The sequence below is a fragment of the Agrobacterium pusense genome, assembly GCF_900102105.1.
Classification (GTDB): Bacteria; Pseudomonadota; Alphaproteobacteria; order Rhizobiales; family Rhizobiaceae; genus Agrobacterium; species Agrobacterium pusense.
Genome location: NZ_FNBB01000007.1, coordinates 133100 through 147831 on the forward strand (window position 1 = coordinate 133100; position 14732 = coordinate 147831).

16 protein-coding genes are annotated in these 14732 nt (G+C 59.6%); 7 read left to right on the forward strand and 9 right to left on the reverse strand.

The features are described 5' to 3' along the window. Positions 1 to 273 precede the first annotated feature (273 nt). A complete protein-coding gene (locus BLU28_RS16700; RefSeq protein ID WP_077987084.1) occupies positions 274 to 3168 on the forward strand; it encodes an Rne/Rng family ribonuclease in 2895 nt (964 codons plus the stop codon). A 228-nt stretch (positions 3169 to 3396) separates the two neighbouring features. Here BLU28_RS16700 and BLU28_RS16705 read toward each other — a convergent pair whose 3' ends face one another. From BLU28_RS16705 to BLU28_RS16715, 3 genes are all read right to left on the reverse strand, one after another. Beyond that, entirely contained in the window at positions 3397 to 4101 is a 705-nt protein-coding gene (locus tag BLU28_RS16705; RefSeq protein ID WP_077987083.1) for an SDR family oxidoreductase, read from the reverse strand. 144 nt (positions 4102 to 4245) lie between these two features. Beyond that, positions 4246 to 4608 (reverse strand): antibiotic biosynthesis monooxygenase family protein, encoded by a 363-nt coding sequence (locus BLU28_RS16710; protein ID WP_077987082.1) that lies wholly within the window; start codon positions 4606 to 4608, stop codon positions 4246 to 4248. After that, positions 4605 to 4931: an NIPSNAP family protein gene (locus tag BLU28_RS16715; protein ID WP_004441442.1), complete on the reverse strand. Its 327-nt coding sequence runs from the start codon at positions 4929 to 4931 to the stop codon at positions 4605 to 4607. Before BLU28_RS16715 ends, BLU28_RS16710 begins: the two co-directional genes overlap by 4 nt. 74 nt (positions 4932 to 5005) lie before the next feature. Here BLU28_RS16715 and BLU28_RS16720 point away from each other — a divergent pair, with 74 nt between their 5' ends. Continuing rightward, positions 5006 to 5689, forward strand: a complete 684-nt coding sequence (locus BLU28_RS16720; protein WP_042935937.1) for an ArsR/SmtB family transcription factor — start codon at positions 5006 to 5008, stop codon at positions 5687 to 5689. A gap of 23 nt (positions 5690 to 5712) precedes the next feature. Here the strand turns inward: BLU28_RS16720 and BLU28_RS16725 are convergent, their stop codons facing one another. Then, positions 5713 to 6870: a pyridoxal phosphate-dependent aminotransferase gene (locus BLU28_RS16725; RefSeq protein WP_006698022.1), complete on the reverse strand. Its 1158-nt coding sequence runs from the start codon at positions 6868 to 6870 to the stop codon at positions 5713 to 5715. Positions 6871 to 7043: 173 nt separating this feature from the next. On the opposite strand from BLU28_RS16725, the gene BLU28_RS16730 reads away from it, so the two are divergent. The 5 genes from BLU28_RS16730 (at position 7044) to aat (ending at position 10868) form a co-directional block, all read left to right on the forward strand. Next, entirely contained in the window at positions 7044 to 7811 is a 768-nt protein-coding gene (locus BLU28_RS16730) for a DsbA family protein (RefSeq protein WP_037089103.1), read from the forward strand. Between the two features lie 125 nt (positions 7812 to 7936). Beyond that, the gene (gene aroQ, locus BLU28_RS16735) at positions 7937 to 8374 is read left to right on the forward strand and encodes a type II 3-dehydroquinate dehydratase (RefSeq protein ID WP_004441429.1); all 438 of its coding nucleotides are present in this window, start codon (positions 7937 to 7939) and stop codon (positions 8372 to 8374) included. A gap of 25 nt (positions 8375 to 8399) precedes the next feature. Next, positions 8400 to 8888 (forward strand): acetyl-CoA carboxylase biotin carboxyl carrier protein, encoded by a 489-nt coding sequence (gene accB / locus BLU28_RS16740; protein WP_004441427.1) that lies wholly within the window; start codon positions 8400 to 8402, stop codon positions 8886 to 8888. Positions 8889 to 8900: 12 nt separating this feature from the next. Further along, entirely contained in the window at positions 8901 to 10247 is a 1347-nt protein-coding gene (accC, locus tag BLU28_RS16745; RefSeq protein WP_077987081.1) for an acetyl-CoA carboxylase biotin carboxylase subunit, read from the forward strand. A gap of 6 nt (positions 10248 to 10253) precedes the next feature. Further along, complete coding sequence (gene aat / locus BLU28_RS16750) at positions 10254 to 10868, forward strand: leucyl/phenylalanyl-tRNA--protein transferase (protein ID WP_077987080.1); 615 nt, start codon at positions 10254 to 10256, stop codon at positions 10866 to 10868. A gap of 13 nt (positions 10869 to 10881) precedes the next feature. Here aat and BLU28_RS16755 read toward each other — a convergent pair whose 3' ends face one another. The 5 genes from BLU28_RS16755 to gatB all read right to left on the reverse strand — a co-directional run bounded on the left by BLU28_RS16755 (position 10882) and on the right by gatB (position 14649). Continuing rightward, positions 10882 to 11319 carry a DUF2155 domain-containing protein gene (locus BLU28_RS16755; RefSeq protein WP_004441417.1) on the reverse strand — a complete coding sequence of 146 codons (438 nt, stop codon included), beginning with the start codon at positions 11317 to 11319 and terminating at the stop codon, positions 10882 to 10884. Positions 11320 to 11449: 130 nt separating this feature from the next. Beyond that, the gene (locus BLU28_RS16760; protein WP_004441414.1) at positions 11450 to 11848 is read right to left on the reverse strand and encodes an NADH:ubiquinone oxidoreductase subunit NDUFA12; all 399 of its coding nucleotides are present in this window, start codon (positions 11846 to 11848) and stop codon (positions 11450 to 11452) included. A 109-nt stretch (positions 11849 to 11957) separates the two neighbouring features. Further along, positions 11958 to 12431 (reverse strand): GNAT family N-acetyltransferase, encoded by a 474-nt coding sequence (locus tag BLU28_RS16765; protein ID WP_077987079.1) that lies wholly within the window; start codon positions 12429 to 12431, stop codon positions 11958 to 11960. After that, positions 12428 to 12925: a GNAT family N-acetyltransferase gene (locus tag BLU28_RS16770; protein WP_060942349.1), complete on the reverse strand. Its 498-nt coding sequence runs from the start codon at positions 12923 to 12925 to the stop codon at positions 12428 to 12430. The genes BLU28_RS16765 and BLU28_RS16770 overlap by 4 nt, the downstream gene beginning before the upstream one ends. A 218-nt stretch (positions 12926 to 13143) precedes the next feature. After that, positions 13144 to 14649, reverse strand: coding sequence for an Asp-tRNA(Asn)/Glu-tRNA(Gln) amidotransferase subunit GatB (gatB, locus tag BLU28_RS16775; protein WP_077987078.1), 1506 nt, complete (start codon positions 14647 to 14649; stop codon positions 13144 to 13146). Positions 14650 to 14732 lie beyond the last annotated feature (83 nt).

The following is a 14732-nucleotide window of genomic DNA, read 5'->3' on the forward strand; positions in this document are numbered from 1 at the left end:
CACCGCCGCTCTGAGGAGAGCAAATTCATCGGACCCCAAGGGGTCTATATATTATTGTCGTTCCGCCTGGCCAATGATGTCGCAGCAGTTTTCACATGAACCGGATACCAGGAGCAGGCCAAGCGCCTCGCCGTCGGTCCGGATGCTGCCAGTTTACAGACGCCCGGCAGGAGACTTCATTTCCGGCACATCCTTGCACTCATATGAAAGGCTCGTCCGTGTGGCGGGCCTGTTCTCGTATAAAACAAGGCTGCGCCGAGGAGCACAGCTTACATGGCAGACAAAATGCTTATCGACGCCTCCCACGAAGAGGAGACACGCGTAGTCGTTGTCCGTGGGAACCGGATCGAAGAATTCGATTTTGAATCGGAACACAAAAAACAGATCCGCGGCAATATTTACCTTGCCAAGGTCACCCGCGTTGAGCCCTCCCTCCAGGCGGCCTTCGTGGATTACGGTGGAAACCGTCACGGCTTTCTCGCTTTCGCGGAAATCCATCCGGATTATTACCAGATCCCGCTCGCTGATCGTCAGGCCCTGCTGAAAGCGGAAGCCGAGGATCATCGCCGCAGCGACGATTTCGAATCGGCCGATGCGCCTGAGCCCGCCGCCCCGATGATCGACCTTTCGCAGGTGGATCAGCCGGATGTCGGCATTGTTTCCGCAAGCGAAACCACTGAGACCGTTGTGACGGAAGAAGCTGCACCCGTCGTGGAAGCGGTTTCCGAAGAAGCAGCCGTCGAAGTCGTCGCGGAAGAAGCGCCGGCTGAGGAAGAAAAGCCGAAGAAGCGCGTTCGCCGCCCCCGCGCCAAGAAGAAGACAGCCGAAGAAATCGCAGCCGAGGCGGCAGACGCGTCTTCCGAAGACGACGGCAGCACCGGCGGTGAAATGGCCGCGATGGTCGATACCGACACGATTTCCGAGGAAGTCGAAGGTCTTCGCCGCGGCAATGACGATGATGACGACGACGATGACGATCACCACGAAAAGGAAGTGATCGAATCCGTCGGCGCCGAAGACGCCATGGAAGAAGTTCCGGATCGCGTTGCCCGCAAGCCGCGCAAACAATACCGCATCCAGGAAGTCATCAAGCGCCGCCAGATCCTTCTCGTGCAGGTGGCCAAGGAAGAGCGCGGCAACAAAGGTGCTGCACTCACCACCTATCTGTCGCTGGCCGGCCGTTACTCCGTGCTGATGCCGAATACGGCGCGTGGCGGCGGTATTTCCCGCAAGATCACCCAGCCGACCGACCGCAAGCGCCTGAAAGAAATCGCGCGCGATCTGGAAGTGCCGCAGGGTATGGGCGTCATTCTGCGCACCGCAGGCGCCAACCGCACCCGCGTCGAAATCAAGCGCGACTTCGAATATCTGATGCGTCTTTGGGAAAACGTCCGCACGCTGACGCTGAATTCCACGGCTCCCTGCCTCGTTTACGAGGAAGGCTCGCTGATCAAGCGTTCGATCCGCGATCTCTATAACAAGGATATCAGCGAGATCATCGTTTCCGGCGAAGAAGGCTATCGTGAAGCGAAAGACTTCATGAAGATGCTGATGCCGAGCCACGCCAAGGTTGTTCAGCCTTACCGCGACATTCACCCGATCTTCTCGCGCTCCGGCATCGAAGCGCAGCTCGACCGCATGCTGCAGCCCCAGGTGACGCTGAAGTCCGGTGGCTACCTCATCATCAACCAGACCGAAGCGCTGGTTTCCATCGACGTCAACTCCGGCCGTTCGACACGCGAGCATTCCATCGAGGAAACCGCGCTGACGACCAACCTGGAAGCTGCGGAAGAAGTGGCACGCCAGCTGCGTCTGCGCGACCTTGCCGGTCTTGTCGTCATCGACTTCATCGACATGGAAGAAAAGCGCAACAACCGCGCCGTCGAGAAGAAGCTCAAGGACTGCCTTAAGAACGACCGCGCCCGCATCCAGGTTGGCCGCATCTCGCATTTCGGTCTTCTGGAAATGTCGCGCCAGCGCATTCGCGCTTCGGTGCTGGAATCGACCACGCAGGTCTGCCAGCATTGCGGCGGCACGGGTCACGTGCGTTCGGAATCCTCCATCGCGCTGCATGTGCTGCGTGGTGTCGAGGAATATCTGCTGCGCAACACCACCCACAACATCACCGTGCGTTGCACGCCGGAAACGGCGCTCTATCTGCTCAACCACAAGCGCGGCACGATTGTCGATTATGAAGGCCGCTTCGGGGTGTCGATCATCATTGCCGCCGACTCCGGCGTCGGCGCCCAGCATTTCGCCATCGATCGCGGTGAAGCCGTCGAAAATCCCGTGAAGATCGAAAGCCTCATCCAGATGCTGCCGAACTTCGTGGAAGAAGAAGACGATTTTGTCGCCGAGGTGGAAGAGGACGAAGACGAGGAAGAAATCGTCAAGACCGAAAGCGCCCAGCCCCGTCAGCAGCAGCAGGGCGACAATGGCGAAGAAGGCAAGCGCAAGCGCAAGCGCCGTCGCCGCCGTCGTGGCAAGGGCGGTCAGAACGACCAGAACGGCTCGCTTGAGGCCGGTTCCGGCAACGACGCTGACGGCGACGATGCCGAGGGTGATGACGACGGGATCGACACCGATGACAATGGGGTTGAGACCGAAAACGGCACTGCGGAAGCTGTAACCTCCGAAGAGGAAAGCAAGCGCAAGCGCCGCCGCCGCGGGAAGCGAGGCGGTCGCCGCAATCGTGCAGAGGACGAAGCTCTCGACGCTTCCGGCGCTGAGGACGAAGGCGAAAGCGAAAGCGACGACGCGCCTGTAACTGAGGCACCGGTAACCGAAGAGGCGACCGCAGCCGAAGTGGTGGAAGGTGTCGTTGCCGACGTCGTGGAAGAGGAAGCGCCGAAGAAGCCGCGCCGTACCCGCAAGGCAAAGGCCAAGACGGAAACCGAAGAAGCGCCGAAGGCCGAAGCCGTTGAAACGGTGGAGCCGGTGATCGTTGAGGAAACTGTCGTGGATGTCGCTGTTGAAGAAGCAGGCGAAGCGTCGGCCGATGTCGCTCCGCAGGCGGAAGCACCGGCGAGCGAAGAAAAGGTCCGCGCGAACCGGGGCAGCAATGTTTCGACTTCGGAGCCGGTGGTTACATCGTCGTCTCCCAATCCCGATGGCGACGAGCCGAAGCCGCGCAAGGGCGGTTGGTGGCAGCGCCGCGGCTTCTTCTGAGAGAAGCTACATTTTGGATAAAAGACGCCCGCAACGATGTTGCGGGCGTTTTCTTTTATGGATGCAAAGAACGGGCCCTTTTAGGGCCACTAACATTTTCTCATCCCATGCTTGTCACAGGAACGCAGTCAACGCACGCTCGCGGCGGGAGCGCCCTTTCAGCCCAAGTGCCTGGGCTGGCTGGATCCCTTTAACAGGCACGGGATGAGGAGTGGGAGAGGCCAACCGTCAGACAGACCGCGTGAGACCACCATCCACGCGGATATTCTGGCCGGTAATATATCCTGCCCCCTCAGATGCGAGAAATGCCACTGTGGCGGCGATCTCTTCGCTCTTGCCGTAACGTTGCATCGGAACGCTTTCGCGGCGTTCTTCCGTCGCCGGCAGGCTGTCGATCCAGCCGGGAAGGACATTGTTCATGCGGACATTATCGGCTGCGTAGGTATCGGCAAAAATCTTGGTGTAGGAGGCAAGGCCGGCGCGGAACACGGCGGATGTGGGGAACATACTGCTCGGTTCGAAAGCCCAGGCAGTCGAGATGTTGACGATCGCGCCCGCCCTCTGCCTTACCATGACCGGGGCGATGATGCGCGTCGGGCGAATGACGTTCATGAGGTAGACATCGAGCCCGGTATGCCATTGTTCGTCGGTAATATCGAGGATGGCGGCGCGCGGGCCATGGCCGGCGCTGTTCACCAGCACGTCGATACGGCCGTATCTCTCAAGCGCCAGATCCGTCAGCCGTTGCAGGTCTTCATTGGACTGGTTGGAACCGGTAACGCCGATGCCGCCCAACTCTTTCGCCAGCGCCTCTCCCTTGCCAGAAGACGACAGGATAGCGAGCTTGTAACCATCCGCGGCCAGGCGTTTCGAAACGGCAGCTCCCATGCCGCTGCCGCCTGCCGTCACCACCGCCACTTTTTCTGCCGACATCGCTTTTCTCCCATTCCAGGTCTGACGGACAGCCCGTATGGCGGTCCTTCTTCAGCTTAAACTGTCTCATCTTTAACGGGTTTCCAAGACGAGTTCGAACCAGAAAGGCTTGTCGAGGCATGCAGAAAAATTGATGCTGATGCGTCAGCCCGGGCCGACACCCGTTGGGTGAGCAGACCGGCTATCCGCCGGTGCTTCCTCCCTCTCCTGCAAACCATAGTCACGCATCACATGCGCGATACGCAACCTGTAATCGGAGAAGACGCCAGTCCGGCCGAGCGACTGGGCGGCGCGATGAGGCAGGGTGTTGCGCCACGCCTCAACCGCCTCCTCATCCCGGAAGAACGACAAGGAGAGCAACTTGTCCGGATTGCCGATGCTCTGAAACCGCTCGACGGAGAGGAAACCGTCGATGGTTTCAAGTTCTGCCCGCAGGCCGGCGGCTATATCCAGATAATGTTGCTTCTCGCCTGCGGCTGGCCACACCTCAAAAATAACGGCGATCATCGTCCGGCTCCCGCGTGGGGGGCGGATGCGAGGCGCAGAAACAGTCGGTCCTCGCGACGGATGAATTGTTCGCGGCGCGCGAATTCGTAATTTTCCTGCCCGGCCGGATCGGCGGCGAGCCGCGCCCTATAGGCTTCGTACGCGGCGAGGTTTTCGATGTTGTAGACACCGTAGGCAATGGTGCTCGATCCCTCCTTCGGCGCGTAATAACCGATCAGATCAGCCCCGCAACGCGGGATCGCCTCTCCCCAGTTGCGGGCATAGCGTTCGAAGGCATCGACCTTGAAAGGATCGATCTCGTAGCGGATGAAACAGGTCAGCATCGTTTGTCTCCTCATGTTCTGCCTCTCCCTTCTACGCCATTGCCATGCCTCGATGCTTCGGTTACCATCGAAGCATGAAAGACGGACCCGTGATTGCCAATGTTGCCGCCCTTATCGGCGATCCTGCCCGCGCCAACATCTTGACGGCGCTGATGGACGGGCGCGCGCTGACAGCGAGCGAGCTCGCGGAAGCCGCGGGTGTGACCCTGCAAACTGCCAGCGGTCACCTGTCAAAGCTCTCGGACGCACAATTGCTGAAAGCGGAAAAACAGGGTCGACATCGATATTTCCGCCTCTCCGATGAGGATGTGGCGCAGGTTCTGGAAGCGTTGATGGGGCTTGCCCAACGCACTGGCGCGGTACGTGTGCGCACCGGGCCGAAGGACAAGGCGCTTCGTGAGGCGCGCATCTGCTACGATCATCTGGCCGGGGAAAGCGGCGTGGCACTGCTTGCCGCCATTACCGCAAAGGGTCTCCTGACGTTAGGTGATGATCCTGCCTTAACGGAGAGCGGACGCGACTTCTTCTCGAACTTCGGCATAGACCTTTCGCCGCTCGAAAAGGCCCGCCGCCCGGTCTGCCTGCATTGCCTGGACTGGAGCGAACGCCGGCATCACCTCGGCGGCGGGCTTGGCGCATCGCTTCTTGAAGCGATGCAGCAGCGCGACTGGTTGCGGCGCGGAAACGGCCGTGTGCTGACCTTTACTGCCAAGGGTGAAAAGGCGTTCAACAGCACCTTTGGCTGCACGCCCGCCTGATCTCCCCAGCGTATGATACCCGGTTATTTCAGCCAGCCGGCTATACGCCCAACGGCCTCGGCAATGTCAGACACGGAACCCGCATAAGAAATCCGCAGCGCCCTGTGGCCTTCCTCCGGGTCGAAATCCATGCCTGGTGTCGCTGCCACGTCGATTTCTGCCAGCATACGCTTTGCGAAATCCATGCTGTCATTGGAAAAACGGCTGGTATCGACATAGGCATAAAACGCGCCATCCATGGGGGATGCCAGCGGCAGGCCTATTTCCGGCAGTCGCGCCATCAGGAAATCGCGATTGGTGCGATAGCTCTCCCGATAGACATCCAGTTCCTCGGCCGCCGAAAAGGCTGCGGTCGCCGCAAGCTGCGACAGTTCAGGCGGGGAAATATAAAGGCTCTGGGCCAGACACTCGACCGGACGGACGAGGTTTTCCGGCAAGACCATCCAACCGATGCGCCAGCCCGTCATGCAATAATATTTGGAGAAGGAATTGATGACCACCGCATTGTCGGTGATTTCGAGTGCGCTCGTCTCTTCGCCGACGAAGGTAAGGCCGTGGTAAATCTCATCGGAAATGAAGGCCATGTCGCGGCTTTCGCAATAGGTCGCAAGCCGCTTCAGCGCCTCGCGGCCTGTGACGGTGCCGGTCGGATTGGCCGGGCTTGCCAGCAGAACGCCCTTCAGCTTGCAGCCCGCTTTCGTTTCCGCACGCTCCAGACTTGCCGGCGTCAGCGTGTAGCCGGTTTCAGCCGTGACCGGCACTTCCACGACGTTGAGGCCGAGAGCCTTCAGGATATTGCGATAGGCCGGATAACCGGGCCTCGCGATCGCGACATGATCGCCCGCGTCGAAAAGGCTGAGAAAGGCAAGATTGAAGGCCGCTGACGAGCCCGTTGTCACGGCGATACGAGCCGGATCGATCGCGACCTGGTGACGCAACCGGTAATGGCCGGCAATCGCCTCCCGCAGTTCGCGCAGGCCGAGCGCATCGGTATAACCGATCCGCCCATGTTTCAGCGCCTCTTGAGCCGCTGCCAGCGACGCCTTCGGTGCGGGATGGGAGGGCTGGCCGACCGCCATGGAAATGACGGGGCGGCCCGCCTGCCTGCGCCTGTTTGCCTCCGCCAGAATATCCATGGCGTGAAAGGGTTCGACTGCGCTCCGCTTCGACATCGTAATCAAGGGCATGCTCTTTCCTGAACCGTATTTCAGAGACTTGCCGCAGAATCACAATCTTCACAATCATGCGACCATAATGCGGACAAGTATTTTTGCCGTATGGCATTTGGCTTAAAGTAAGGTAATTGCCTTCATAAGATTTCAAGAGGCTCCGGCCGCACAGAATGAGGACCGATATGGCGCATTTTCTCCGTTCCACCCTTCTTGCCAGCGTGACGGCCCTTTCAGCGGTATTCGCCTCCCTGCCCGCGCATGCGCTCGATGAGCAGCAGAAGAAGGAAATGGGCGAGTTCATCAAGCAGTATCTGATCGAGAACCCGGAGATCATGCTTGAGGTTCAGGATGCGCTTGAGCGCAAGCAATATGCGGCGCGCAACGCCAAGGCGGCAGAGGCGGTCGCCGACAACAAAAAGGCGATCTTCGAATCGAAATTCGATCTGGCACTCGGCAATCCCGATGGCGACGTCACACTCGTTGAGTTCTTCGATTACAACTGCGGTTATTGCAAACGCGCCATGGGAGACATGGACAACATCCTGAAGAGCGACAAGAAAATACGCGTCGTGCTCAAGGAATTCCCGATCCTCGGACCGGAATCGGTTGCCGCCCACCGCGTCTCCAATGCCGTAAAGTTGCTGGCGCCTGCCAAATATCCGGAGTTCCAGCGCACGCTCCTCGGCGCTCGCGGACGGGCGAATGAGGACAGCGCGATGGAAGTCGCGACCTCGCTCGGCCTCAAGGAAGCCGATATCCGCAAGTCGATGGCGGAAAACCCCAATGATGCGCAGGTGCAGGAAACCTACAAGCTGGCAAACAGCCTCGGCATCACGGGAACGCCGTCTTATATCGTCGGCGACGAGGCGGTTTTCGGCGCCGTCGGTGCCGACCCGTTGAAGGAGAAAATCGCCAATATGCGCAGCTGCGGTAAAGCTACCTGCTCCTGATTGCTAAAAAAGCAAGTGCATTCCCTGTGAGATGCCGGCCTGACGGCCGGTTTACGGCTTGCAGGGGCTTTTCCTTGGCGGCTGCGCAGTCTATAGGTGTCGCTGATTTTCGTATGGAAACGTGAATGAGCAACATCATCATCGTCATCAACGGCCCCAATCTCAACATGCTGGGAAAAAGGGAACCGGGTATCTATGGTGGCAAGACGCTGAAGGACATCGAGAATGATTGTCTTCAAGCCGGTGCCGATCTCGGTTTCGCAGTGGAATTCCGCCAGTCCAACCACGAAGGCGTGCTCGTGGACTGGTTGCATGAGGCGGGAGAAAGGGCGGCGGGTGTCGTCATCAATCCCGGCGCTTACAGCCACACCTCTATCGCGTTGCACGACGCCATTCGCGCGATTTCCACGCCCGTCGTGGAAGTGCACATTTCCAACATCCACGCCCGGGAAGAGTTCCGCCACAAATCGATGGTCTCACCGGCAGCGAAGGGCATGGTCTGTGGTTTCGGACCATATGGATACGTCATGGCGCTTCACGCGCTGAAAAACATCACGGCATAAAAAGAAACAAAGAATAGGGTTTGTCATGTCTGAAAAGAAACAGGGTATCGACAAGGAACTGATCCGCGAACTCGCGAATATCCTCAACGATACCGACCTTTCGGAAATCGAAGTGGAGCAGGATGACCTGCGCATCCGCGTTTCGCGCGCCGCTCCCGCAGCCACGGTTTATGCCGCAGCACCGCCCGCTTATGCACCGGCTCCCGCAGCAGCGCCCGCCGCGCCGGCAATCGCGGCCCCTGCTGCACCGGCAGCAGCCGCTGCACCGGCACGCAACCCGGCAAACACCGTGTCTTCGCCCATGGTTGGCACAGTCTATCTCTCGCCAGCCCCTGGCGCCCGCCCCTTCATCGAAGTCGGCGCAACCGTCAAGGAAGGCCAGACACTTCTCATCGTCGAGGCCATGAAGACCATGAACCAGATCCCGGCTCCGAAGTCCGGCAAGGTCGTGGAAATCATCGTCAACGACGCACAGCCCGTGGAGTATGGCGAAGCCCTCGTGGTCATCGAATAAAGGCGGTTCAGCATGGTTTCGAAGATCCTCATAGCCAACCGCGGCGAAATTGCGCTGCGCGTCCTGCGCGCCGCCAAGGAGCTTGGCATTCCCACCGTCGCCGTGCATTCCACGGCGGACGCGGACGCCATGCATGTGCGCCTCGCCGACGAAAGCGTATGCATCGGCCCACCACCTTCGCGTGACAGCTACCTCAACATCCACCAGATCGTTGCGGCCTGCGAAATCACCGGTGCGGACGCCGTTCACCCCGGCTACGGCTTCCTGTCGGAAAACGCCAAATTTGCCGATATCCTTGACGCGCACGGCATCACCTTCATCGGGCCGACCGCCGAGCATATCCGCATCATGGGCGACAAGATCACCGCCAAGCAGACGGCGCAGGAACTTGGCATTCCCGTGGTTCCCGGCTCCGATGGCGAAGTGAAGCCTGAGAACGCGCTGGAAATCGCACGCACGATCGGCTTTCCGGTCCTCATCAAGGCAACCGCCGGCGGCGGTGGTCGCGGCATGAAGGTGGCGAAGACCGAGGCCGATCTGGAAGAGGCGGTTGCGACTGCCCGCTCCGAAGCGGCAGCAGCATTCGGCAACGACGCCGTCTACATGGAAAAGTACCTCGGCAAGCCACGCCATATCGAAGTGCAGGTGTTCGGCGACGGTGAAGGCAATGCCATTCATCTCGGAGAGCGCGATTGCTCGTTGCAGCGTCGCCACCAGAAGGTGCTGGAAGAAGCCAACTCTCCGGCTCTGACGGTTGAACAGCGCATGAAGATCGGCGAGATTTGCGCGAGCGCCATGCGCAAGCTGAAATATCGCGGTGCCGGCACCATCGAGTTCCTTTACGAAAACGGCGAGTTCTATTTCATCGAAATGAACACGCGTCTGCAGGTGGAGCATCCGGTCACGGAAGCGATTACCGGCATGGATCTCGTGCAGGAACAGATCCGCGTCGCGTCGGGTCAGGGCCTCTCGGTCACGCAGGCCGATATCGAATTCCATGGCCACGCCATCGAATGCCGTATCAATGCCGAAGACCCGCGCACCTTCGTTCCCTCGCCTGGCACGCTGACCTATTTCCACACGCCGGGCGGCCTTGGTGTGCGCGTCGATTCGGGCGCCTATCAGGGCTACAAGATCCCACCCTATTACGACAGCATGATCGGTAAGCTCATCGTTCACGGACGCGACCGTGACGAATGCATTCGCCGCCTGCGTCGGGCGCTCGACGAATTCGTCGTCGACGGCATCAAGACCACGCTGCCGCTTTTCCAGGATCTTCTTCAGAATGATGATATCCTGAAGGGCGATTATGATATTCACTGGCTGGAAAAATATCTGGCCGGTGACGCGTCTCACTAAGACGATATGGCTGGGCGGCGCAGCAGAAATAACGACATAACGGTCGATATCCTGCTGCGCGCCTATTCCGCCGGCCTGTTTCCGATGGCCGATTCGGCTGACGATCCCGAGCTTTTCTGGGTCGAGCCGGAGGTGCGCGGTATCATCCCGCTCAATTCTTTCCACATTTCCAAAAGCCTCGCCAAAGCGATGCGCAAGAAGTCATTCGACATACGCTTCAACACCGCTTTCGAGGCTGTCATGGCGGGCTGCGCCGCAGAGGCGCCGGACAGGCCAAGTACCTGGATCAACGCCACCATTCGCAGGCTTTATAGCGAACTGCATCAGATCGGCCATGCCCATAGCGTCGAGGCCTGGGAAGGCAAGGAGCTTGTCGGCGGCCTCTACGGCGTTTCGCTGGGAGCGGCATTCTTCGGTGAAAGCATGTTCTCCCGTCGCACCAATGCATCGAAGATTTGCCTCGTGCATCTGGTGGAGAGATTAAAAGCAGGCGGCTTCGTGCTGCTCGACACTCAATTCACGACGGAGCATTTGAAAACGTTCGGCGCCATCGATGTGCCGAAGCTTGAATATGCGAAAATGCTCGACGTCGCCGTCAATCGGCCGAGTCTGCAATTCTAGTCGTTACCTTGGGTTATTTGCTTGCCGTAGAGGGAGCAGGCACTTCCGAGTCCTGTTTGCAACCCGTCAGCCATACGTCATAGATCGGGTGTTCCACGGCGTTGAGGCCGGGGCTGTCGGCGAACATCCAGCCGGTGAAGATGCGACGGATTTTACGGTCGAGGGTGATTTCATCCACTTCGACAAATGCGTCGATCTTCTGCGCTTCCGTCTGGTCGCGCGAATAACAGACCTTCGGCGTGACCTGAAGCGCGCCGAACTGCACCGTCTCATCGATATAGACATCGAAGGACGTGATGCGGCCCGTGATCTTGTCGATGCCGGAAAAGACTGCAACACGGTTTTCAAGCCGGGCGGCGGAGACGGGCGAGATGAGGAAGGCAGCAGAAACCGCCGCGAACAGCGTCACCGTCAGCGCACGCAAAGAACGGTCCCGCGTGATTTTCCTCATACGATGTGTCTCCAAAATTTGCCTGTGTCGGGACGCCGACCGGATCAACGCCTAAGGGCGGAATGTGGCAAAAACCGGTGAGGCCGGATGCATGCGCGGCGTTTTGCACAACACCGCGCATCGCGATAGCTCAGTTGCCGGGTGTCCAGGCGTCGTAGTCGCCGGTCACACGCGGGCGCTCCCCGGCCACAGCCAGCGAGCCCTGAGGGCGATAGGCCTTGGACGAGCCTGTGAGGTTTGGCTGATGCGGCTTCTGCCACTCGCGCGCAACGTAGCTTTCCTGGCTCGGCGGAACGTCGGTGCGATAGTGCATCCAGCCATGCCAGCCGGGCGGAATGGCAGAGGCCTCAGCGTAGCCGTTATAGATCACCCAGCGGCGCGGCATGCCCCAGGAGGTGGTGCCGCCTTCGTAATAGGTGTTACCCAACTCGTCCTGCCCCACCTTCTTGCCGAAACGCCAGGTGTGAAACCGCGTTCCGATCGTCTGGCCGTTCCACCAGGTGAAGATTTGCGTCAGGAGAGTCTTCATTCTACGTTCCTCAGGCTTGAATGCGCCGCAGCGATTTTCCGTGCACGGCACAAGACATGCTTATGCCGCCCCTCACGCCAATTGTCCAGCATTTCAAGATATATCAGTGCTATTTCAGCTTCATCCTGAAGCCAAGATGCCGCTTCTCGAAACCCAGCCGTTCGTAGAAGCGGTGCGCGTCCAGCCGGGCCATGTTGGAGGTGAGCTGCGCGGCTTTCAGGCCCTGACGGCGGGCTTCATCAAGACAATAGTTGATCATCATCGCGCCGATGCCGCGACCGCGCATGTCGGCCCGTGTCTGCACCGCTTCGATGACCATAGACCTGGCCCCTCGCCCGACGAGCTTGGTCAGGATCGCCGTCTGAAAGGTGCCGACCACCTCGCCATCCAGTTCGGCGACGTAAAGCGTTTCGCTCGGCGACGCCTCGATTGCCCGGAAGGCGGCAAGATAATCGGGCTGTGCCGATTCGTCCGCCGTATCGCCGTGGCCGCCGATCTCGTCAGCGGCAAAAATGGCGGCGAGCGCCGGCAGATCGTCTTCACGGGCCGTTCGAATTATCAGATTTTCCAGGGTCGCGTTCATCGGGTCAGGCTCTTTTCCATCACGATGCCGGGCAGCCCCTCGATACCCGCCATGCGCTCGATTCGGTCCACCTCGACAAATCCGACGCCTTCATAGAAGTTGATTGCGACAGTATTTTTGGGCTCAACCTCAAGCCGCATGATTTCCGCGTCGGGAAAGCAGGTTTCTAGCTCTGCGAAGAGATCGCGGCCGACGCCCCGCCGCTGAAGATCGGGCGCCACGTAGAGCTGATGCAGCAGCGCCGTCTTCGCCATCTTGGTCGACATGGAGCCGTAAGCCATGCCGCCGATCCGCTTGCCGTCATCGGCGACAAGGAACTCGCCGCCCTTCTTTTCGACGCGGTCTTTCATGGCCTGCGGCGAATGCCAGGCTGCGATCAGCTGGTTGACCTTATCCGCGCCGTAGATAGCGTCATAGGTCGCGTGCCATGTCGTCGCGAGCAGCGCCCGGACTGGCTCGATGTCACGCAGGCTGGCTGTGCGGATGAAAAACATGATCTGGCTCCGTCTTGAAACAGAAATGCCGGGCGTTGATCCCGGCAGAAGTGATGTCAGTCGCCCTTACTGGACGTCATCCTCTGGTTTGCCCCGAGGATCTAAACGCGGTGAACCTTGTGTGGCTCGTTAGATCCTCGGGGCAAGCCCGAGGATGTCGAAGGAGAGGTCTACAGTCTCCCTCAACCTTTTCTGAGGGCCGCTCCGACTCACAGTTCCTATTCGTCTTCGATTCCGAGCTTCGCTTTCACCAGCGCCTGCACCGTCTGCGGGTTAGCCTTGCCGCCCGTCGCCTTCATCACCTGGCCGACGAACCAGCCGGCGAGCGTCGGCTTCGCCTTGACCTTCTCGACCTGATCCGGGTTGGCGGCGATGATCTCGTCAACGGCCTTTTCGATGGCGCCGGTGTCGGTCACCTGCTTCATGCCGCGGGCTTCAACGATCTCGGCCGGATTACCGCCCTCGTTCCAGACGATTTCAAACAGATCCTTGGCGATCTTGCCGGAGATGGTCTCGGCCTTGATGAGATCGATGATGCCGCCGAGCTGTTCTGGCGACACCGGCGTCGTCTCGATGTCCTTGCCGGACTTGTTCAGCGCGCCGAGCAGGTCGTTGATGACCCAGTTGGCGGCAGCCTTTGGATCGCGTCCGGCGGCGACGGCTTCGTAATAATCGGCAATCGCCTTTTCTGAGACCAGAATCGAGGCGTCATAGACCGACAGGCCGAGATCGGCGACGAAACGGGCCTTTTTGTCATCAGGCAGTTCCGGCAGATCGACCTTCAGCGCCTCGACGAAGGCATCATCGAATTCGAGCGGCAGCAGGTCCGGATCGGGGAAATAGCGATAGTCATGCGCGTCTTCCTTGGAGCGCATGGAGCGCGTCTCGCCCTTGCCGGGATCGAACAGGCGGGTTTCCTGATCGATGACGCCGCCATCTTCCAGAATGGCGATCTGGCGACGCGCCTCATATTCAATCGCCTGACCGACGAAGCGGATGGAGTTGACGTTCTTGATCTCGCAGCGCGTGCCGAAGCCTTCGCCCGGACGGCGCACGGAGACGTTGACGTCGGCGCGCATGGAGCCTTCGTCCATGTTGCCGTCGCAGGTGCCAAGGTAACGCACGATGGAGCGCAGCTTGGTGAGATAGGCCTTCGCCTCATCCGACGAACGCATGTCCGGCTTGGAGACGATTTCCATCAGCGCCACGCCCGAACGGTTCAGGTCCACGAAGGACATGGTCGGGTGCTGGTCGTGCATCGACTTGCCGGCGTCCTGCTCCAGATGCAGGCGCTCGATGCCAATCTCGATATCCTCGAAATTGCCCTGACGGTCGGGACCAAGCGAAATGGTGATGGTGCCTTCGCCTACGATCGGATCCTTGAACTGCGAAATCTGATAGCCCTGCGGCAAATCGGGATAGAAGTAGTTCTTGCGGTCGAAGATCGAGCGATTGTTGATCTTGGCCTTGAGGCCGAGACCGGTGCGCACCGCCTGCTTCACGCATTCCTCGTTGATAACAGGCAGCATGCCGGGCATGGCCGCATCCACCAGCGACACGTTGGAATTCGGCGCATTGCCGAAGGTGGTGGAGGCGCCGGAGAACAGCTTGGAATTGGAGAGAACCTGCGCATGCACCTCCATGCCGATCACGATTTCCCAATCGCCGGTGGCGCCGGGAATGAAGCGTTTCGGGTCGGGGGTGCGCACGTCTACAAGGGTCATCTGAAGCTCACGATATACGGGTTCTTTGGCCTTGGTGGGTAGAACAAATGAAGCGCTGGCGCAAGACATCTTGCACCCCGTCG